Source organism: Mycoplana azooxidifex, from assembly GCF_014196765.1.
Lineage (GTDB): Bacteria > Pseudomonadota > Alphaproteobacteria > Rhizobiales > Rhizobiaceae > Mycoplana > Mycoplana azooxidifex.
The window spans coordinates 531145-549308 of record NZ_JACIEE010000005.1 but is presented as its reverse complement, the minus strand read 5'-3'; the positions used below and the strand labels follow the sequence as shown (position 1 = coordinate 549308).

Here is an 18164-nt window from a genome sequence, read left to right as displayed (position 1 = left end):
AGGACACCTACGTCACCGCCGACACCAACGGCGACGGCAAGACCGACTTCGCCCTCCACATCGACAAGCTCGTCACCTTCGAGAAGGGAGACTTCTTGCTGTAAACGCCTGCGGCATCCGTGAAAACAGTGGGCTCGCGAACGCGGGCCCACTGACCGATGACAAACCTCCGGCAAGAAATCCGTGACCACAGGATAGCGTCGGTCGCATCATCCCTGCATTGGACCTTTCACGGCGCTGACATCATTCCGGGGTTTAGGTTGCCGGCGTCAATGTGAAGGTTTGCGACGATGACATCCGGCACGGTGTCGTTGAGCCGCTACCTCCTCTCTCATGTCCGGCTCCGAAACCGATCAATCGGCCCGTGAAGGTGAGTTCGCTATTTACGTGGGCCGGTTTTGCGCAGAGTATCCTTGTGCGGGAGGAAGCATTCGGTACCCGTGGATAAGCTCGCCCGAACGTCTTCCGACCGTTGGTTGCAAGGGAGGACGATCATGAGACGTATTTCCCCATCCGCGGCATGCGCTGCGGCGTTACTGCTCGGCGTCTCGAACGCCGTGGCGCAGTCCGGCAGCGTCGAGAAAGCGGTCGGTGGCTACGGCTTCGAAGAGGCTGCAAAGGAAGCCACCGGCACAAAGGATTTCCATTCGGCCGATGGCCATCTCACTTTCGCCATCGTGACACATACGGCCGGCAACGGCTTCTTTGATCCGGTCTATGTCGGCGCGACCGTCGCCGGAAACCTGATCGGTGCCAAAATACTTCTGCTCGGCTCGGAATCGCCGACCGACGACCCGGCGCGTGCAATCGAGATCCTGAACCAAATCGTGCAGGACCCTACCATCGACGGACTGATCATGACCACGCCGCAGGTCGGCGCCTATAATGACATCGTCAAGGCCGCCGAGGCGGCTGGCATCCCGGTTGCCACGACCAACTCGTTCGACGGCACGATCCTCGACCGCAGCGCCATCAGCCATACCGGCCAAGACGCCTCCGCCGCCGCGATCGCCGGCGAAGCGCTGGTCAAATGCCTGGCGGACAAGGGCATCGAGAAGGGTTCGATCGTGTTGCCCTCGTCGACCGCAATGGGCAACATCGAGGTGAACAATCGCGTGACTTCGGCTTTCAACGCAATCGTCAAGGGCTTGAAGGACGCAGGCAAGCTTGACGCCTTCAAGGTGGATGCAGGGCCTGAGAACACTGGTATCGACACCAACCCGAACGATCCGGTGAGCGGCATCGTCACGCTGTTTGAATCGCGCGGTGACGTCGTCGGCGCATTTGCCGGCAACAACGTGTTCACGCCGGCACTCGCCAAGGCGGTCGCCCAGACCGGGATGACCGGCAAGATCTGCGCCTACGGCTTCGACCTCGGCCCGGCCCAGCAGGATGCGTTGAAGAGCGGCGATCTGACCGGTGCCCTCGGGCAGCAGCCTTTCCTGCAGGGCTTCTGGCCGGTCATGCAGCTCTATCTGCAGATCGACCGTGGCATCGCGGCGGCCAACCTCGACACCCGCGCCCAGCTTGTGACGCAGGAAACCGTCGCAACAGTCGGCAAGCGCTTCGAGAACTGAGTCCGCCGGAACGCCTGACATCGATACGGGAGGGCGGGAGCCGTCCCGTGCCGCGATAGCAACAATCGGCTTTAAGAGATATGGCGCTGACCGCGACCAAATTATTGGGCCGTGCACCGTCCCAGCTGGCCGGCGGCTGGGAGGCGGGGCTGCTCGCCCTGCTCGTGCTGCTCTATCTCGGCGGCGCTTTCGTCAATCCCGCGTTCTTCGGGTCGACGGAGGCGCTTCACGCGGTGCTCCGGGACACCTCGCGGGTCGCCATCATCGCGGTCGGAATGACCTTCGTCATTGTCAACAAGGACCTCGACCTTTCAGTCGGCTCGACCTACGGCCTTGTCGCCGTGGTCTTCGCGCGGCTGTTCGCACCGAACTTTCTCGATCTCGGAGTCGTCACGTCGGTGATGCTCTGCATGCTCCTGGGCACGCTGATCGGCCTCATTAACGGCGTGCTCGTCACCATCTTGAAAGTGCCGGCGTTCATTGCCACCCTGACGGTCCTTTTCATCGGCCGCGGCTTCGTGCTCGCACTCACCCACGGCCAGTCGATCTACTATCCGGCCAAGGCAAGCGAGCATCCGCTGTTCTTCCACCTCGGCGAGACCAACATCCTTGGCTTCAACAACCAGATCGTGATCTTCGGCATCGTCGCTGTGGTCGGCGCCTATGTGCTCGCCAAGACCCGCTGGGGCTACGAGACCTTCGCCACCGGCGGCAACGAGCAGGCGGCAGTCTATGCCGGCATCCCGACGAACTGGGTGCGTATCCGGGCCTATCTGATCTCCTCACTCTGTGCAGCGCTTGCGGGCCTCATGTCGGCTGCCCAGGACAAGGGCGTGACCCCGCTCTACGGCGTCAGCGGCGAGCTCACTGCCATTGCCGCAGTGATGATCGGTGGCGCCTCGATCCTTGGCGGTCGAGGCAGGGTCGCCGGATCCTGCCTTGGCGCGCTGCTGGTGGTCCTGCTCGACAAGGTGCTGCGCGAGGGCTGGCCGATCATCCGCATTATCAAAATCGGCGACGACGAGGTCGCGGTCAACGCGGTCTTCTCGCTGCCGGTGGGCGCGGTGCCGGTTTTCCTTGGCCTGCTGCTTGTCATTGCCGTTCTCATCGAGCCCTATCTCATCCGCCGCCAGATGGCGGGACGGTTCTGGGCATGGCTCCGCGGCGAGCCGCCGCCGCCGGCCTACGAGATCGGCGGCATCGCGATCGAGGGCGTCCAGACAAAGGGGGCGATGGCAACCGACATGGCACTGTCGGCGACAGGTCTCGGCAAATTCTTCGCCCGGCGCGACGCGCTCGCCATCATCCTGACCGCGCTGCTGTGGCTGACGGGTCTCGTTCTCCGGCCCGACTACTGGTGGAACCTGTCCAATACCTTCGCGATCCTGCTCAACTACACCGAACTGGCTCTGATCACGATCGGGCTCACCTATGTCATAGCCGCCGGCGACATTGACCTCTCGGTCGGCGCCGTCCTCGCTCTCGCCGGAAGCACAGCCGCCTATTTCCTGAAGGTGCTCGGCGCCGACCCGCTCACCGCGGTGGCGATGGGCCTGCTCGCGGGAATGGCCGCCGGGCTCGTCAACGCGATCGTGACAGTCGGCTTCAAGCTGCCGGCCTTCATCGCCACGCTCGGCATGTTCTACATCGCCCGCGGCCTCGCCGCCTGGTTCGTCGCCGGTCAGCAACTGACCGGCTGGCCCGAGGGTTACAACCTGCTGGGCCGCAAGGTGAACGACATCCTGCTGCATTTCCGTATCTCGCTGCCGGAGGGACTTTTCCGTTCGGTCGCCGAGGTGGTAAGCGTCCAGACGATCTGGATGCTCTTCGTCGCCCTGCTCGCCGGTATCGTGCTCGCCTATATGCCGTTCGGGCAAAAGGTTTACGCGACCGGGGGTAACGTCCGTGCCGCAGCCTATGCCGGCATCAATACCAACCGGGTGCGGTTCATCTCGCTCCTGCTTGCGGCCCTCTGCGCGACCATGGCCGGGATCATCAATGTTGCCTACTTCCGCAGCTTCAACCCGGTCGCGGGTCAATTCCGCGAACTCGATGCCATCGCAGCTGTGATCATCGGCGGCGGGTCGATCTTCGGCGGCCACGGCACCATGATCGGCGCGCTCGCGGGCGCGGCGGTGATCACCCTGGTGCGGGCGCTGCTGCAACTCAACGTCCAGGGCTTCACCATGCCGCAACACTGGATCAACGTCTTCATCGGCTTCATCCTGATCATTGCTGTGCTGATCGACATCTGGGTGCGTCAGGCCAACATCTTCGGCCGCGTGCGGGCCCGCTTCGCCCGGCGCTCCCGAAATCCGGAAACCACCCATGCCTGACGCGGCCGCGCTGAAACCGATCGTGGAGATGCGGGGCATCGAGAAAGCCTTCGGAGCCGTGCAGGCGCTCCGCAACGTCGACCTCGTCCTTTATCCGGGCGAGATTCTTGGCCTGGTCGGCGACAACTCGGCCGGCAAGTCGACACTCATGAAAATCCTGACCGGCGCCTATCAGCGCGACACCGGCGAAATCTCCGTCGCCGGACAACCGGTGCGGTTCAAGAGCCCGCACGAGAGCCGTGATGCCGGCATCGAGATGATCTACCAGGATTTCGCCCTGTGCGGGAACATGGACGTCGGCCAGAACATCTTTCTTGGCCGCTGGCCGCTCAAGGGCCTCTTCGTCGACCGCAAGAAGATGTACGCGCAAGCCGATAGCGTGCTCAAGCGGCTCAAGGTTGACGTGAATTCGGTCTATCAGAAAGTCGAAAGCCTGTCGGGTGGTCGCCAGCAATCGGTGGCGATCGCCCGCGCGATCTCGTTCGAGCCGCGCGTCGTGATCCTCGACGAACCGACCGCCAATCTCTCGGTGATGGCAACCGAGCGGTTGCTCGAAACCATGCTGGAGCTAAAGAAGCAAGGTGTCGCCCAGATCATCATCTCGCACCGCCTCGTCGATATTTTTGCCGTGGGGGACCGTGTCATGGTGCTGAAGCGCGGCGAGAATGTCGGAGACCGCTACATCAAGAATACCGACGAGCACGAGGTCCTGGAGATTATCGTCTCCGGCACGCGAGCGCAGATGCTTACGGCCGACAGGGCAAGAGAAATTTGACGACCAGATCGAACCGTCAGTATCGGCCTTCAGACAGTTCTCTGGGAGATACACTTCGGTTTCAAATTCTCATGGAGTGCGCGCTCGTATACGCTTGCAGCACCACTGTTGCCCGCCGCCCTTGACACCATGCAGACATTGGCGGCGCCTATGAACGCTTCTATTTTTGCCAGCCCGGCCTCGACCGCTGCCATGGCGGTGACCTCAAATGATCGTGCTGTGGTCGACTTCGAAGCCACGTTCCGCCTGCATGATCAGCCATGGCTCAAAATGCCGTCCTTTGAAGTCGTCCTTCGACTGGCGGCTCAGCTTTTCGGCAATGGCTTTCAGGATCACCAGCACGCTCCACATCACTTGAAGCGGGGATTTCTCGTCAGATGGTCAACATGCGGCTGACCAGGGAAATCTGCGACGGCCGCCTCCTCCGCCACATCGTGCCGATTGAGAAAGAGATTGACCGAATTGGTGCGCTTCAATATTATGTATGAGTTCAATATATTGAACATTTGATCAAGGGAGGCGTGATCGTGAGCGGACGCGGTGTCGAGCGTGTCTTGGATATGATCGAGTGGTTTGCGGCTTCACCGGAGGGCGCGAGCCTTTCGGAGATTGCGGCGGCGCTTGCCATGCCCAAGTCGAGCGCTCTGCTGATGCTGCAGTCGCTGACCGAACGCGGTTACATCCATCGCCTTGGTAGCGGCGAGTACCGGATGCTTAGGCTTCCCGGCGAGATCTCTCAGGATGGCCGTAACTACGGCGCCCTGATCGCTCTCGTGTCGCCCCACCTTTCCCAGGCGGTTCAGGAAACCGGAGAGAGTGGTTTCGTCGCCGTGCTGGAAGGCCAGTCGATCCGCTACCTCAACAAGGTCCTGCCGAAGCGCGAGATCCTCTACGATCGCGATATCGTTCCGACACGTCCGGCCCACAAGGTCGCGAGCGGCATCGTTCTTCTGGCCGCTGGCGCCGATGCGGACGTCGAAGCTTATGCTGAAGCCATGGCTCTGTCCGATGCCGAGCGCTCCAGACTGCGCGAGGCCGTCGCAAGTGCCCGGACATCGGGTTTCTATCTCAACGCCATGGGCGTCGTCGAAGGTGCCGCAGGTGCTGCCGCTGCGATCGTCGGTGCGAATGGCAAGGCGGTCGCCGCACTCAATATCTCCGGCCCTCAGGTCCGGTTCGTCACAAATTCCGACCGCATCAGTGAAGTGGTCCGGGAAACTGCCAGCGCGATCAGTGAGGAGCTGGCCCGCCGCAGTCGTCGTCTATCCAAAGGGAGGTAAGGAATGAAACTCGTAACTCTATCGGCCGTCGCCGGGTTGTTTGCCGGCATTGCCGGTTTTGCGCAGGCTCAGGAAGTGCCGGCCGGTTATCCCGCCGACTATTCGAAGATCATTGAAGGGTCGCGCAATGAAGCTGGCCTGATGATCTATTCCAACATGGCCGACAACAACTGGCAGCCGATCATCGAGGGCTTCAACGCCAAATACCCCTGGGTCAAGGTCGAAACCGTCGATCTGGGCTCGGGCACCGTTCATTCCCGCTGGGAAGCCGAGAAAGGATCGAGTGCCCGCACCGCCGACGTGCTTGTATCCGGCGCCAACGACCGCTGGGCGTCCTACGGCAAGGATGGCCTGATGGAGGACTACAAGAGCCCGGAAATTGCCAAGCTCCCGGAATTCGCCCATCCCTATCCCGGCGTCAATGTGCTTTCCACCGATCCGCTGGTCATCACCTATAACGCGGCACTCCTGCCGGAAGAACAGCGTCCGAAGGGCTTTGCCTCGCTGGTCGAAGACGCAGTCGCCGACCCGGATACGTTCAAGGAAAAGATCACCACCTACGACGCGGCCCGCAACAGCTTCGGGCTGACGGCCTGGTGGGCCTATATGGACAAGAAGGGTGAAGCCGGCTGGGATGGCCTTCGCAAGATCGGTCCGATGATCCGCGGCGAAACCTCCGGCGGTCCGATGAACGAGAAGATCGCCACCGGCGAATACCTGATGGGCATCGCCGTTTCCGGCATCACCATCTTCCCGCGCCTGGAACAGCCGGGCGGCGAAATCCTCGGCTTCGCGTTCCCTGACGACGGCACGATCATGATGCTGCGCGGCATGGGCATTCCGAAGGGCGCTGCCAATCCGAACTCCGCCAAGCTGTTCGTCGATTATGCGCTCAGCCAGGACGGCCAGACGCAGGTCGGCAAGGGCGGCCTCGTTCCCTACCGTGAAGACGTGCCGGAAGATCAGGTGCGGTACACCTTCCAGAAGATCGGCAGCACCGTCGGTAACGACAACATGATCATCGCCGGTTTCGATCAGCGCCTGATCACCGAAGCGGGTCCCTTCGTCGAGAAGTGGAACGCTGCAATCGCCGGCAAGTAAGCCGAGCCGAAGGGCCGGTCGCTCCGTCGGCCCTTCCACCAACCCTGACAGGAAAAATCGATGACGGATATCAGCCACCCCGGCACGGCCGGGCGGGGGATAGACCGATCGCGTGCGATCTACTGGGGCGTTGCGGCGCTGACGACGATCCTCGTATTCGGTCCGATCACCCCGATCATCTTCCAGGCCTTCCTCGACAAGCCGCTCTATGACAACACCGCGGTTCTGACGCTTGGCAATTTCGGCCGCCTGTTCAGCGAACCGGGCATGGCCGGCATCTTCTTCAACACGCTCTATTTCGGCGCTTTGACGATGGTCGTCGCGCAGGTGTTCGGTGCCGTCATGGCCGTGCTCGTCGGCCGTACCAATCTGCCGGGCCGCAAGTGGCTGGGCGAGATCTTCATCTGGCCGCTGTTCGTCTCGAACCTCGTCATCGCCTTCGGCTGGTTCACCATGTACGGCCCGTCGGGCTTCATGACGCTCGCCGCAAAAACCTATCTCGGCGGTGCGCCATGGAACCTCTACACCGTCACCGGCATGGGCATCGTCGCGGGCCTCAGCCAGGCGCCGCTCACCTATCTCATGTGTCTTGCCGCTGTCACCAAGGCTGATCCGCTGCTTGAAGATGCGGCGCGTTCGACCGGCGCCGGTCCTTTCCGGGCGCTGTTCTCGGTCACAATCCCGATGATCCGCCCCGCGATCATCTATTCGGCGGTGCTGAACTTCGTCGTCGGCATCGAGATGCTCGCCATCCCGCTGCTGTTCGGCGGCCCGTCCGGAATCCAGACGGTCACGACCTTCCTTTACAACGCCGGGATCAATGCTGCGGTACGCCCTGAATATGGCATCGTCGGTGCCGCCGCCGTCATCCTGTTGGTCGTCGTTGCCTTCCTCGTCTGGCTGCAGGGTTTTCTGATGAAGGGCGCCGGCCGCTTCGTTACCGTGCGCGGCAAGGCGAGCCGTCCTTCGACGCTCGATCTCGGCGCCTGGCGCTGGCCGGCCTTCCTGTTCGTCTTCGCCTTCGCATTCCTGACGATCATCTCGATCTTCGGCGGCATCTTCATGCGCTCGGCGGTGAGTTTTCTCACCCCGCTCATTCCCTTCTGGAAAGTCCTGACGACCGCTAATTTCGAGCAGGTTCTCGGATCGGCCACCTACGTGCGTTCGATCGTCAATTCCGTCCTGGTCGCCACGATCGGTGCTGCGATCGGCACGTTCTTCATCCTGGTCATTGCGCTGGTCGCGCGCCGGTCGGATTTCAAGCATAGCCGGGCGCTTGAATATATTGCGCTCTTCCCACGCGCCTTGCCGGGTATCATTGCCGGCCTCGGCTTCTTCTATGCGGTGATCTGGCTTCCCGGAGCAGACGTCATCCGCGGGACGATCGCCGTGCTGATCCTCGCTTTCATGATCCGCTACATCCCGGTCGGTTTCGGTGCCATCGCGCCGGCGCTTGCTCAGGTCGGCGAAGAGCTCGATCGCGGTGCGCGCATTTCTGGTGCCGACTGGTGGACGACGATGACACGCATCATCGTGCCGATCCTGAAGCCGGCTCTGTTCAGCTGTTACGCGCTGCTCTTCATCCACTTCTTCAAGGAATATGTGACGGCGGCCTTCCTCTATCAGCCGGGGTCCGAAATCATCGGCACCACCATGCTGCAGCTTGTCGCCCAGGGCGACAACGGCCCGGTCTCCGCCCTCGCAACTATCCAAGTCGTCATTACCGCCGCGTTCGTTCTTCTCGCACGCCGCGTCATGGGAGCCAGAATCTATGGCTGATCTCGTCCTTCAGAACCTCACCATCAAGTACGGCGCCGTCACGGCGGTCGACAATCTCAACATCCACGTCGCGTCGGGCGAATTCCTGACCCTGCTCGGGCCGTCCGGCTGCGGCAAGTCGACCTCGCTGTTTGCGGTTGCCGGCCTCAATCACGCGACGTCGGGCACAATCAGCGTCGGCGACCGGGTCTTGTTCGATGGCAACCCGAACAACACGGTGCCGCCGGAAAAGCGCAATATCGGTCTCGTCTTCCAGTCCTACGCGCTGTGGCCGCACAAGACGGTGGCGGAAAACCTGGCTTTCCCGCTGACGCTTCGCAAGATCGGCAGGGCCGAGCGCGACGAGCGCATCAAGGAGGCGCTCGGCCTCGTCGAGATGTTGCCCTATGCGGATCGCTATCCGTTCGAACTTTCGGGCGGCCAGCAGCAGCGTGTCGCACTCGCCCGCGCGCTCGTCTACCGCCCGCCGCTTCTGCTGCTCGACGAGCCTTTGTCGAACCTCGATGCCAAGCTGCGTGAACGTGCTCGCGTCTGGCTGCGTGAACTGCAGGAACGGTTGAACGTCACGACCATCTACGTCACCCACGACCAGGCCGAGGCGCTTGCCGTCTCCGACCGCATTGCCGTCATGAGCATGGGCCGAATGCGCCAGCTCGGCACGCCGCGCGAAATCTACGAGCGGCCGGCCGACAGCTTCGTTGCCGACTTTATCGGTTCGTCGAACTTCTTCGACGGCACCATGGTCGAAAGCGGTACTGACAGCGCGCGCATCCGCCTTGCCGATGGCGGCGAGATCGTCACCCCTCCCGGCCCAACCGGCAAAGACGGCTCCGTCGTCGTCGCTATCCGTCCGGAAAAGATCGAGCTGACCGGTTCGACCGGCCCGAACACCATGAGGGTGTCGATCGAACAGCGCACCTATCTGGGTTCCGTCTGGCAATACGCGGTTCGCTCGGGTCCGATCGAGTTCCGCATTCAGACCCCTTCGGAACTGAAGGAGGATTCGATCCTCGTGCGCATCCCTCAGGAACATTGCGCCGTCTTCCCCGACAAGCCCGGCGCGAATTGAGGTTTCCATGGCAGAGACGAAAAAAACCGTCCGGTTTCAGCCGGAACAGAAGGGCCTGCTGCACGGTATCCGCGTTGTTGACCTCAGTCGCGTGGTTGCCGGCAACATGCTGTCGCTGCAGCTTGGTGACTTCGGTGCCGACGTCGTCAAGGTCGAGCCGCCGCAGGGGGACGCGCTGCGCGAATGGCGCGACCACGGCCATTCGCTGCACTGGAAGACCTATGGCCGCAACAAGCGCTCTATCGCGCTCAACCTGCGCCAGCCGAAGGCGCTGGAAGCCCTGAAGAAGCTGCTCGAAAAGGCGGATGTCTTCATCGAGAATTTCCGGCCGGGCACGCTGGAGGAAATGGGGCTTTCGCCGGAAAGCCTGCTGGAACTCAATCCGTCGCTGATCATCGTGCGGATCTCGGGCTTCGGCCAGACCGGGCCCTATGCGAAGCTTCCGGGCTTCGGCACGCTGGTCGAGGCGATGAGCGGCTTTGCCTCACGCACCGGTTTTCCGGATCGCGAGCCGGTGCTGCCGCCTCTGGCTTTGGCCGACATGATCTCGGGGCTCACCGGCGCCAATGCGGTGATGATGGCGCTGTTCGCCCGCGAGCGCGGAGATGCCAGGGGTCAGGTCATCGACCTGTCGCTGCTGGAGCCGATCTTCGCCTCGCTCGGGCCGGAAGCCTCGATCTACCATGTCACCGGCAAGGTCAAGCAGCGGTCCGGGTCCGGTTCCAACACGGTTTCGCCGCGCAACGTCTACCTCTGCAGCGACGGAAAGTATGTCGCGCTTTCCGGCTCGACCCAGGTGATCGCGATGCGGATCTTCGACATCGTCGGACGGCCGGACATGAAGGACGATCCGCGGTTTTCGACCAATGTCGAGCGCGTCAAGTACCGCGAACTGGTGGATGCAGCACTCGGGGCTTGGTTCGTTACCCGCACCCGCGATGAAGCACTGACGGACATGCGCGCGGCCGGTGCCACCGTCGGTCCGGTCTACGACATCGCCGACATCAGCACCGACCGGCACTTCGCCGAGCGGGAGATCGTGGTGGACGTGGAGGATGCCGATCTCGGCAGCATTCCGCAGCACAACATCTTTCCGCGCCTGTCCGCGACGCCCGGCGTCTTCCGCCATCCGGCGCCGGATGTCGGTGAGCAGACAGAGGCCATTCTCGCGGAAATCGGCATGACACCGGCGGATCTGGAGGACAGGGAATGATTTCTTCGCTCCTCTATGTACCGGGCAATGCGCCCCGCTTCCTGGAGAAGGCGGGTCAACGTGGCGCCGATGCCGTGATCGTCGATCTGGAAGATGCCGTGCCGGAGGCAGCCAAGACCGAGGCCCGCAACGGTTTGGCCAAATGGGTGCCGGAGATCAAGCAGGCCGGCGGCCAGGTCTTCGTGCGCGTCAATCACTCCGATCGGCTCGTCGAGGACGCGGTGGCGGCAACGCTTGCCGGTGCCGACGGGCTCTATGTCCCGAAGGTCAACAGCCCGGATGTTCTCGTCCGCCTTGCGGAAAGCCTAGAAGGTTACGAGACGGATCGCTCGCCGATCGCCTTCGTGCCGCTGATCGAGGACATGCAGGGCCTGTTCGAGGTTCGGGCCATCGCCAAGGGACCGCGCGTCATCGCACTTGCATGTGGCGGCGAGGATCTCGCGACCGCCATGGACGCAAAGCCGACGCCGGAAGTGCTGCGCTATCCCAAGCTGATGATCCACTACGCGGCCAAGGAAGCCGGCGTGCTGTCCCTGGGGCTGCTCAGAACCATTGCGGACTTCGCCGACAAGGAAGCGCTTCGCGCCGCCGCGCTGGAGGCGCGCGACTTCGGGTTCGACGGGGCGAGCTGCATTCACCCTTCCGTTGTTCCGATTCTCAACGAATGCTTCGCGCCCAGCTCGGAAGAGATTTCTTGGGCGCAGAAGGTTGTTGCGGCCAACGAGCAGGAAGCCGCTGCCGGGCGAGGGGCTTTCATGCTGAACGGCAAGTTCGTCGATGCCCCGATCGTGACGCGCGCCCAAAATCTTCTAGCGCGATTTGAGAAGGGACGGGCCACCTCATGACCCATGACATCATCCAGGGGACTGAGCACGGTAAGCGTGGCCGGCGCATCCTTGTGAGCCATAACAAGATTGCTGAGAAGGCGGTCCGGCTGTTGAACGAGCACGACATCGACGTGTTCTTTTCGCCGCCCTACGATCCGTCCGAAGTCGTGGCGAAACGCGCCGCCGACCTTAAGATCGACGGGCTGATGGTACGCCAGGGCCGCATCAATCAAGAGGTCATCGCAGCTTCGCCCAATCTCAAGGTCATCGCCAAGCACGGGGTCGGCGTCGACAATGTCGATATCGCGGCCGCCGCCAAGCTCGGTATTCCGGTGCTGCGGGCGATGGGGTCGAACTCCCGCGCAGTCGCCGAACACACGATCGCGCTGGCGCTCAGCCTGATCAAGGAAGTGCTGCCGCTCGACCGGGCAGTGAAAGGCGGCGAATGGCCGAAGCCGACTTTTACCGGCAAAGATTTCCTGGGCGCCGCGATCGGCCTCGTCGGCTATGGTGGGATCGGCCGTGAGACGGCCCGCATGGCGGAAGCGCTCGGCATGGAGGTCGTTGTTTACGATCCTTTCGCGTCCGGTGCGGCAGAGGCCGACGGTTTTGCCTCGGCAGACGATATCGACGCCATGTTGCCGTCGCTCGACGTGCTGAGTATCCATTGCCCGCTGACGTCGGCAACCCGTGATCTGATCGATGCCCGCCGCCTTGGCCTGATGAAGAAGTCCGCGGTGCTGGTGAACACCGCACGCGGCGGTATCATCAACGAAGCGGCACTTGCTGAAGCGTTGACCACCGGCACGGTGGCGGGGGCGGCGCTCGACAGCTTTTCCATCGAACCGCCGCCGGCCGACAGCCCGCTCTGGGAACTCGGCACGCTGATCGCAACACCACATATCGGTGGCGTGACCTACGGTTCCGCCGAAGCGATGGCGGTCATCGCCGCCCGACACATCATCAGCGTCCTCGACGGCAATGCGCCGGACGAACGCTCGATTGCCCGTCCAACCGAACTTTCTGCCTGAGGTTTCCATGAGTTACGGATTTCGCGTCAAACTGAACTGGGATCGTATCGAGCCGGCGCTCGTGGATGCCTTCCGCAGCCTTCCTGTCGCCAATGTCAGCGATTCCATGTCGCGCATCTGTGCGCTAGGCACTGGCCTCAGGCCGATGCACAGGTCGGGCAATCTCGCCGGCCCGGCGTTGACGGTCCGAAGCCGCCCCGGCGACAATTTGATGCTGCATAAGGCGATCGACATGGCGCAGCCCGGCGACGTGATCGTCATCGACGCTGCCGGCGAAACGGCGAATTCGCTGATGGGCGAACTGATGCTCGCTCATGCGATCCGCCGCGGCGTTGCCGGTTTCGTCATGAATGGTGCCATCCGCGACGCGGAAGCGTTCCTGGAGCGTAATGTCCCTGTCTTTGCCTGCGGCGTGACCCATCGCGGTCCCTATCGCACCGGACCGGGCGAAATCGGACTGCCGATCGCGATCAACGGCACGGTGATCGAACCGGGCGACCTGATCCTCGGCGATCTCGACGGCGTCGTCTGCGTGCCGAGGGCGGATACCGCGGACGTCTTCAAAGCAGCAACCAAGAAGCACGAGGCAGAAACGAAACAGATGGCCGAGACGGAAGCCGGTACGGTCAACCGCGAATGGGTGGACAAGGCGCTCCGCGACGCCGGCTGCGAGTTTATAGAATAACGAACATGTCAGTGTATGCGGCTATCGCAAGCTTTGTCGGCGTCTACAAAACGCGAGGCCATTCATTGCCATAGGGCTGGCAGGTCGGGTAATCAGCGTGGGGCATTTGAGAGGAGCGCAAATTTGGATCTTAGGCGCGGCGTCAAAATTTACGACAACGACTGGTTTCTGCGGCATCGCCTGACTGCCGACGGTCCGGGCCATCGCAAGGGTCCGACAGGCTTTGGCACCCATCAAGGGCGGGCTTCAATATTCGATCAACACACTTCCGTTCTTCCGATCGGATTTCGGCAATGCAGTCGAAGAGGTGTTCGGCCAGAACGCGGCAATGCTGGCGAGCGTCGTGGATGTCTTCGAGGTCATGGCCTACCACCAGATTCTCGGCCGAAGCGAGAACTGGCCTGCGGAAGTCGCGACCGACATCATAAATAGAAGCGGCCAGAAGGCGATCTGCACGCTGCAGGCAAAGGCGCTCTATCTGGAGGGGATGCATGCCGGCCGGGGCCGGAGCTTCGACATCTCCGCGCCGGAATTTGCCCTCGCCCTTGCCGCGATGGAACAGTCTCCGGTCGAAGGCGCCTGCGTCTTCACCTTTACGGACCTCCTCGACATGCGCGAGACAGCCAAGGGCAAGGCGATGTTGGCCGCGCTCAAGTCGTTCCGCAACAGCTGAACCGTCAGCCGTTCGTGGTCGAACGGCTCATGTCGGCAAGCAGGCTGGCGGGGGTCAGATCCGCCTTCCGGTGGTTTCCTGTCACGACGCCTGAGTTCACCACAAGAATCCGGTCGCTTAGTTCGAGCAGTTCATCCAGGTCGTCGGAAATGACCAGGATTCCGGCGCCCTGCCGGGCGGAAAGGCGTATCTGGTTGTGAAGCTCGGCCTTGGCGCCGATGTCGACGCCCGCCGTCGGCTGGTCGAGGATCATGGCGACCGGCTTCGAGCCCACGGCCCTGGCAAGCAGGACCTTCTGCGCGTTGCCGCCGCTGAGGTTGCCGACGAGCTTCTTGCGGTCCGGTGGGCGGATGACGAAGCGCTTGATCATCTGTGTTGCCAGGCGCGGTCTGCTGCCGGGGCGTACGAGGCCGACGACCGACATCAGCTTGCCAAGGGCGCTGACGACGATGTTGGCCTCGACGGAAGCGCCGAGTGCCAGCCCGGATACCTTCCTGTCTTCCGGCACCAACGCAAGACCGGCGCGGGTGGCGCGTTCCGGCGTCAGGCGCCCCACCTTTCGGCCGCCGATCTTGATCGTGCCGGTACTGCGCACATCGCCGATCAGCGCGCGGGCTAGCCGCGTACGCCCAGACCCGACGAGGCCGGCGAGACCTACGATCTCGCCCTTGTACACCGTCAATTCGACGGGCGCGCGTCCGTGGACAACCAGGTTGGTTGCCGAAAGCGCTTCTTCCGTCGAGGCATTCGGCGCATCTGAGGGCGCCGATGTTTCGGGCAGGTCATGTCCGACCAGCACGCTATCCTGTGCCTGATTGTCGACCTGTTCTGGCATCCCGAGAACGATGAAGGCATTCACATGGATCTGGAATCCGATACGGGGCATCTCACGAAGCGCGAAGTGGTAACCCGAGCGGCTATCTTCTTCGGCTGGCTGATCGGATTGATGGTGTCGATGGCAGCCATCGGTTTGATCCCGTCGATCCCGATATTCGTGATCCTGTTCATGCGGGTCGAGGCAAGGGAGAAGTGGCATGTCGTACTTGCGCAAGCACTCTGCCTGTCGCTGTTCGTATACTTCGTCTTCGATCGCACTTTGCATATTCCGTGGCCCCCCACGCTTCTTGGCCGGGCGTTCCCTTCACTCCAATGGCTTCCCTCGGTTTAGGCCGCCGCCATGTCCGACAATGAATCCGAGGTGCCGACTGCCAGGTCGATAGACAGAGTAGGGGAGGGGCCTACGATCGCCAGGCTCGTTCTCTTCTGTCTGAAAGTCGGACTGATGAGCTTCGGCGGAGGGCTTTCCGGGTGGCTTTACCGAGAGTTCGTGCAGCGTCGCGGTTGGATGACGGATGAAGACTTCGCAAGCAGCTTTGCTTTCGCCCAGATGTTGCCCGGACCTACAATAACCAACTTGACCATTTGCTGCTGTAGCCGTTTTACCGGTAGCGTCGGAGTCCTGGCCTGCTGCTTGGCACTGCTGGTCGGGCCCTTCTTCGCCGTCCTCGGCCTTTACACCGTTTACGGCACTCTGTCGCACAATCCGGTGTTTCAGGCGATCTCCGATGGCGTCGTCTTCGCCGCCATCGGAATGCTGATGATCATCTGCATACGCGGCATCCGCCGTACCATTGCTTTTCCTCCGGGCCTTGCAGTCATTGCGGGAACTGCGTTTTGCGTTGGCGTCCTGCATTGGCCGATGTTGCCGGTAGTCCTGTGTTTCGCGGCGATCAGTGTAACCTTGGCATGGAGAACGTTGTGAAGGATGACCACAATATTCTTGTCGCGCTGATCGCTGTCCTGGCACCGTTCTCGCTTCTGTCGGTAGGAGGTGGATCGGCGATCATTCCTGGATTGCAGCACCAGGCGGTGGATATTCAAAAGTGGATTACCGCAGAACAATTCGTGGAAATGTTCGCCGTTGCCCGGGCAGCACCAGGGCCGGGCACGATGCTTTCCACACTGATCGGCTGGAAGGTGGCGGGATGGGCGGGAGCGCTTGTCGCCACCCTCGCGCTGATGATGCCGTCGGCCTTGCTCTGCTATGGGGTCTTTCGACTTTCCAATCACCATAGCGAAAAGAAATGGAACAGGGCGTTGCGCAAAGGGCTTGCTCCAGTAGGGGTCGGATTGAGTATTGCAGGCAGCATGACACTTTTTCGCCTGGTCGGCGGAGGGTTCGCAGCAGCGTTCATAACCGCTGTGTCCACGATGCTGTTGATGCTGCGCCCCAACATGTCGGCGATCGTCGTCTTGGGGTTCGGTGCGGTTCTGACTGTCCTTATGCGCATGCCCATCTAAACGGCCCGAAAGCTGCGAAAACTGGGCCGAAGCATATCGTTGCCGACTAGCTCCGCTCCTACGAAGCGGCACGACGACATGTCATGCCCGGCGTTGAGCATTGATCGCACAGGTCTCAGCAATCGTCTTCTCCGCAGTGCGAAATCTCTTCGTTCCGCCCCGCACGAAACGCTCAGCCATCGCTGTCCATCTGCATCGCCTCGGCGCGATCGCGCCCTGGAAGCTCCTGCAGAGGCTGCTGCCTGAGCTTCATGACATATCTCCAGCACTTCCGAGAGTCGATCAAATGATGCCAAGCAGAATAAAAGTTTGGATATATCGACGGAATTTACATTGACGTGGCGCATCTTCTCGATCAATTATTTACGCAAGGAGCAATTGATCGAATTCATCTAACAGTTCGGTCAATCAACAAGGAGGAGGAACGAATGAACCTGTTGAAGGGTATCGGATTGACGACGCTTGTGGCGTCGCTGCTCGTGTCGACGGCAGCATATTCGCAGGAGCTGGCCGGCAAGAAGATCGGGCTCGCCGCGCGCGAAATCACCAACGACTACAATCGCGACATCATCGCGGGCGCCGAAAGCGTGCTCAAGACGGCCGGCGCGGAAGTTGTCGTAACCGATGGCGGTACGGATCCGCGCAAGCACAATGAGAACATCGAGAACCTGATCAATTCCGGCGTTGCCGGCATCATCGTCCAGCTCGGCGATCCGCAGCAGCTTGCCCCGGTCATCGCCAAGGCCAACGCCGCCAACATCCCGGTCATCACCACCTCGGTCGGTTCCAAGACCGAAGGTGCGATCGCCGATGTCGGCGGTGACGAGAGCTTGATGGCGGCGATGCTCGCGCGCTCGCTGCTGTCGGCCATCGACTACAAGGGCACGGTCATCGGCTTCTGGGTGCCTGGCGCGCCGCTGCTCGAAACGCGCAAGCGCGTCTTCGAGGCGGTCGTCGCCGACTATCCGGCCGTCAAGGTCCAGTGGGTCCCGACCGAGCACAGCGCTGCCAAGGTGCAGACGCAGATGGAAGACCTGCTGACCGCCAATCCGGAAGCCGGCAGCATCGCTGGCGTCTGGGGCGCCTATGACCTGCTCGTCTCCGGCGCCGTGGAAGCGACGCGCCGCGCCGGCCGCAGCGAGATCAAGATCGCCTCGATCGACGGCGACCGCATCGGCTTCCAGATGCTGCTCGACGAGGAAAGCCCTTTCGTGGCCACCATCGTCCAGGACGTTCCGGCAATCGGCAAGCTCGCGGCGGAAGCGATCACCAAGTCTGTCGGCGGCGAGAAGTCCTTCCCGAGCGCCATCTTCACCGAGGTGTATATCGCCACCCATGCGAATGGCGTCGCGGCCGCGGAGAAACGCTGGGGCGAGACGATCTGGGACGATCTCGGTATTGCCAAGACCGATGTCGAGGGCCGCTATCCGCAGACCTCTGACCTCGTCGTCGTGCGCCCGATCCTCCCATAAGGCGCGCCACTGCCGGAGGAGCCATCTCCTCCGGCCCTCTCCTTC

General features: G+C 62.0%; 17 protein-coding genes and 2 pseudogenes. 17 read left to right on the top strand and 2 right to left on the bottom strand.

The window, feature by feature from the left end; genetic code table 11:
* The first annotated feature begins 494 nt into the window (after nucleotides 1-494).
* The 3 genes from GGQ64_RS14445 (at nucleotide 495) to GGQ64_RS14435 (ending at nucleotide 4688) form a co-directional block, all read left to right on the top strand.
* Nucleotides 495-1577 carry a substrate-binding domain-containing protein gene (locus GGQ64_RS14445; protein WP_183805410.1) on the top strand — a complete coding sequence of 361 codons (1083 nt, stop codon included), beginning with the start codon at nucleotides 495-497 and terminating at the stop codon, nucleotides 1575-1577.
* A gap of 80 nt (nucleotides 1578-1657) precedes the next feature.
* Nucleotides 1658-3913: an ABC transporter permease gene (locus GGQ64_RS14440; protein WP_183805408.1), complete on the top strand. Its 2256-nt coding sequence runs from the start codon at nucleotides 1658-1660 to the stop codon at nucleotides 3911-3913.
* The gene (locus GGQ64_RS14435; RefSeq protein ID WP_183805406.1) at nucleotides 3906-4688 is read left to right on the top strand and encodes an ATP-binding cassette domain-containing protein; all 783 of its coding nucleotides are present in this window, start codon (nucleotides 3906-3908) and stop codon (nucleotides 4686-4688) included. Before GGQ64_RS14440 ends, GGQ64_RS14435 begins: the two co-directional genes overlap by 8 nt.
* A 210-nt stretch (nucleotides 4689-4898) precedes the next feature.
* Here GGQ64_RS14435 and GGQ64_RS28090 read toward each other — a convergent pair.
* Nucleotides 4899-5024 (bottom strand): annotated as a pseudogene (locus GGQ64_RS28090) (IS6 family transposase); the annotation flags it as partial.
* A gap of 191 nt (nucleotides 5025-5215) precedes the next feature.
* Here GGQ64_RS28090 and GGQ64_RS14425 point away from each other — a divergent pair.
* The 9 genes from GGQ64_RS14425 (at nucleotide 5216) to GGQ64_RS14385 (ending at nucleotide 14346) form a co-directional block, all read left to right on the top strand.
* Nucleotides 5216-5968: an IclR family transcriptional regulator domain-containing protein gene (locus GGQ64_RS14425; protein ID WP_183805404.1), complete on the top strand. Its 753-nt coding sequence runs from the start codon at nucleotides 5216-5218 to the stop codon at nucleotides 5966-5968.
* Nucleotides 5969-5971: 3 nt separating this feature from the next.
* Complete coding sequence (locus tag GGQ64_RS14420; RefSeq protein ID WP_183805402.1) at nucleotides 5972-7069, top strand: ABC transporter substrate-binding protein; 1098 nt, start codon at nucleotides 5972-5974, stop codon at nucleotides 7067-7069.
* Nucleotides 7070-7129: 60 nt separating this feature from the next.
* Nucleotides 7130-8848 (top strand): ABC transporter permease, encoded by a 1719-nt coding sequence (locus tag GGQ64_RS14415; RefSeq protein WP_183805400.1) that lies wholly within the window; start codon nucleotides 7130-7132, stop codon nucleotides 8846-8848.
* Nucleotides 8841-9917, top strand: a complete 1077-nt coding sequence (locus tag GGQ64_RS14410) for an ABC transporter ATP-binding protein (protein WP_183805398.1) — start codon at nucleotides 8841-8843, stop codon at nucleotides 9915-9917. Before GGQ64_RS14415 ends, GGQ64_RS14410 begins: the two co-directional genes overlap by 8 nt.
* 7 nt (nucleotides 9918-9924) lie before the next feature.
* Nucleotides 9925-11130, top strand: coding sequence for a CaiB/BaiF CoA transferase family protein (locus GGQ64_RS14405; RefSeq protein WP_183805396.1), 1206 nt, complete (start codon nucleotides 9925-9927; stop codon nucleotides 11128-11130).
* A complete protein-coding gene (locus tag GGQ64_RS14400; protein WP_183805394.1) occupies nucleotides 11127-11975 on the top strand; it encodes an HpcH/HpaI aldolase/citrate lyase family protein in 849 nt (282 codons plus the stop codon). Before GGQ64_RS14405 ends, GGQ64_RS14400 begins: the two co-directional genes overlap by 4 nt.
* Nucleotides 11972-12988, top strand: a complete 1017-nt coding sequence (locus GGQ64_RS14395; protein ID WP_183805391.1) for a hydroxyacid dehydrogenase — start codon at nucleotides 11972-11974, stop codon at nucleotides 12986-12988. The genes GGQ64_RS14400 and GGQ64_RS14395 overlap by 4 nt, the downstream gene beginning before the upstream one ends.
* Before the next feature lie 7 nt (nucleotides 12989-12995).
* The gene (locus GGQ64_RS14390; protein ID WP_183805389.1) at nucleotides 12996-13673 is read left to right on the top strand and encodes an RraA family protein; all 678 of its coding nucleotides are present in this window, start codon (nucleotides 12996-12998) and stop codon (nucleotides 13671-13673) included.
* 223 nt (nucleotides 13674-13896) lie between these two features.
* Nucleotides 13897-14346, top strand: a complete 450-nt coding sequence (locus tag GGQ64_RS14385) for a hypothetical protein (RefSeq protein WP_183805387.1) — start codon at nucleotides 13897-13899, stop codon at nucleotides 14344-14346.
* 4 nt (nucleotides 14347-14350) lie between these two features.
* On the opposite strand, the gene GGQ64_RS14380 is transcribed toward GGQ64_RS14385, so the two are convergent.
* Nucleotides 14351-15181, bottom strand: a complete 831-nt coding sequence (locus tag GGQ64_RS14380; protein WP_425488512.1) for an ATP-binding cassette domain-containing protein — start codon at nucleotides 15179-15181, stop codon at nucleotides 14351-14353.
* Between GGQ64_RS14380 and GGQ64_RS28300 the strand changes: the two genes are divergently transcribed.
* The 5 genes and pseudogenes from GGQ64_RS28300 to GGQ64_RS14360 all read left to right on the top strand — a co-directional run bounded on the left by GGQ64_RS28300 (nucleotide 15131) and on the right by GGQ64_RS14360 (nucleotide 18119).
* Complete coding sequence (locus tag GGQ64_RS28300) at nucleotides 15131-15514, top strand: tripartite tricarboxylate transporter TctB family protein (protein ID WP_183805383.1); 384 nt, start codon at nucleotides 15131-15133, stop codon at nucleotides 15512-15514. The two genes, GGQ64_RS14380 and GGQ64_RS28300, sit on opposite strands and share 51 nt — an antisense overlap.
* 9 nt (nucleotides 15515-15523) lie before the next feature.
* Nucleotides 15524-16108 carry a chromate transporter gene (locus tag GGQ64_RS14370; protein WP_183805381.1) on the top strand — a complete coding sequence of 195 codons (585 nt, stop codon included), beginning with the start codon at nucleotides 15524-15526 and terminating at the stop codon, nucleotides 16106-16108.
* Nucleotides 16105-16647 (top strand): chromate transporter, encoded by a 543-nt coding sequence (locus GGQ64_RS14365; RefSeq protein ID WP_343059478.1) that lies wholly within the window; start codon nucleotides 16105-16107, stop codon nucleotides 16645-16647. The genes GGQ64_RS14370 and GGQ64_RS14365 overlap by 4 nt, the downstream gene beginning before the upstream one ends.
* Before the next feature lie 26 nt (nucleotides 16648-16673).
* Nucleotides 16674-16870 (top strand): annotated as a pseudogene (locus GGQ64_RS27810) (IS6 family transposase); the annotation flags it as partial.
* Between the two features lie 205 nt (nucleotides 16871-17075).
* Complete coding sequence (locus tag GGQ64_RS14360; RefSeq protein ID WP_183805377.1) at nucleotides 17076-18119, top strand: substrate-binding domain-containing protein; 1044 nt, start codon at nucleotides 17076-17078, stop codon at nucleotides 18117-18119.
* Nucleotides 18120-18164: the final 45 nt, after the last annotated feature.

Bases quoted from the DNA above. Each gene is read 5' to 3' on its own strand.
- GGQ64_RS14445 (WP_183805410.1), top strand. From the start codon at position 495: ATGAGACGTATTTCCCCATCCGCGGCATGCGCTGCGGCGTTACTGCTC.
- GGQ64_RS14440 (WP_183805408.1), top strand. From the start codon at position 1,658: ATGGCGCTGACCGCGACCAAATTATTGGGCCGTGCACCGTCCCAGCTG.
- GGQ64_RS14435 (WP_183805406.1), top strand. From the start codon at position 3,906: ATGCCTGACGCGGCCGCGCTGAAACCGATCGTGGAGATGCGGGGCATC.
- GGQ64_RS14420 (WP_183805402.1), top strand. From the start codon at position 5,972: ATGAAACTCGTAACTCTATCGGCCGTCGCCGGGTTGTTTGCCGGCATT.
- GGQ64_RS14415 (WP_183805400.1), top strand. From the start codon at position 7,130: ATGACGGATATCAGCCACCCCGGCACGGCCGGGCGGGGGATAGACCGA.
- GGQ64_RS14410 (WP_183805398.1), top strand. From the start codon at position 8,841: ATGGCTGATCTCGTCCTTCAGAACCTCACCATCAAGTACGGCGCCGTC.
- GGQ64_RS14405 (WP_183805396.1), top strand. From the start codon at position 9,925: ATGGCAGAGACGAAAAAAACCGTCCGGTTTCAGCCGGAACAGAAGGGC.
- GGQ64_RS14400 (WP_183805394.1), top strand. From the start codon at position 11,127: ATGATTTCTTCGCTCCTCTATGTACCGGGCAATGCGCCCCGCTTCCTG.
- GGQ64_RS14395 (WP_183805391.1), top strand. From the start codon at position 11,972: ATGACCCATGACATCATCCAGGGGACTGAGCACGGTAAGCGTGGCCGG.
- GGQ64_RS14390 (WP_183805389.1), top strand. From the start codon at position 12,996: ATGAGTTACGGATTTCGCGTCAAACTGAACTGGGATCGTATCGAGCCG.
- GGQ64_RS28300 (WP_183805383.1), top strand. From the start codon at position 15,131: ATGTCCGACCAGCACGCTATCCTGTGCCTGATTGTCGACCTGTTCTGG.
- GGQ64_RS14380 (WP_425488512.1), bottom strand. From the start codon at position 15,181: ATGCCAGAACAGGTCGACAATCAGGCACAGGATAGCGTGCTGGTCGGA.
- GGQ64_RS14370 (WP_183805381.1), top strand. From the start codon at position 15,524: ATGTCCGACAATGAATCCGAGGTGCCGACTGCCAGGTCGATAGACAGA.
- GGQ64_RS14360 (WP_183805377.1), top strand. From the start codon at position 17,076: ATGAACCTGTTGAAGGGTATCGGATTGACGACGCTTGTGGCGTCGCTG.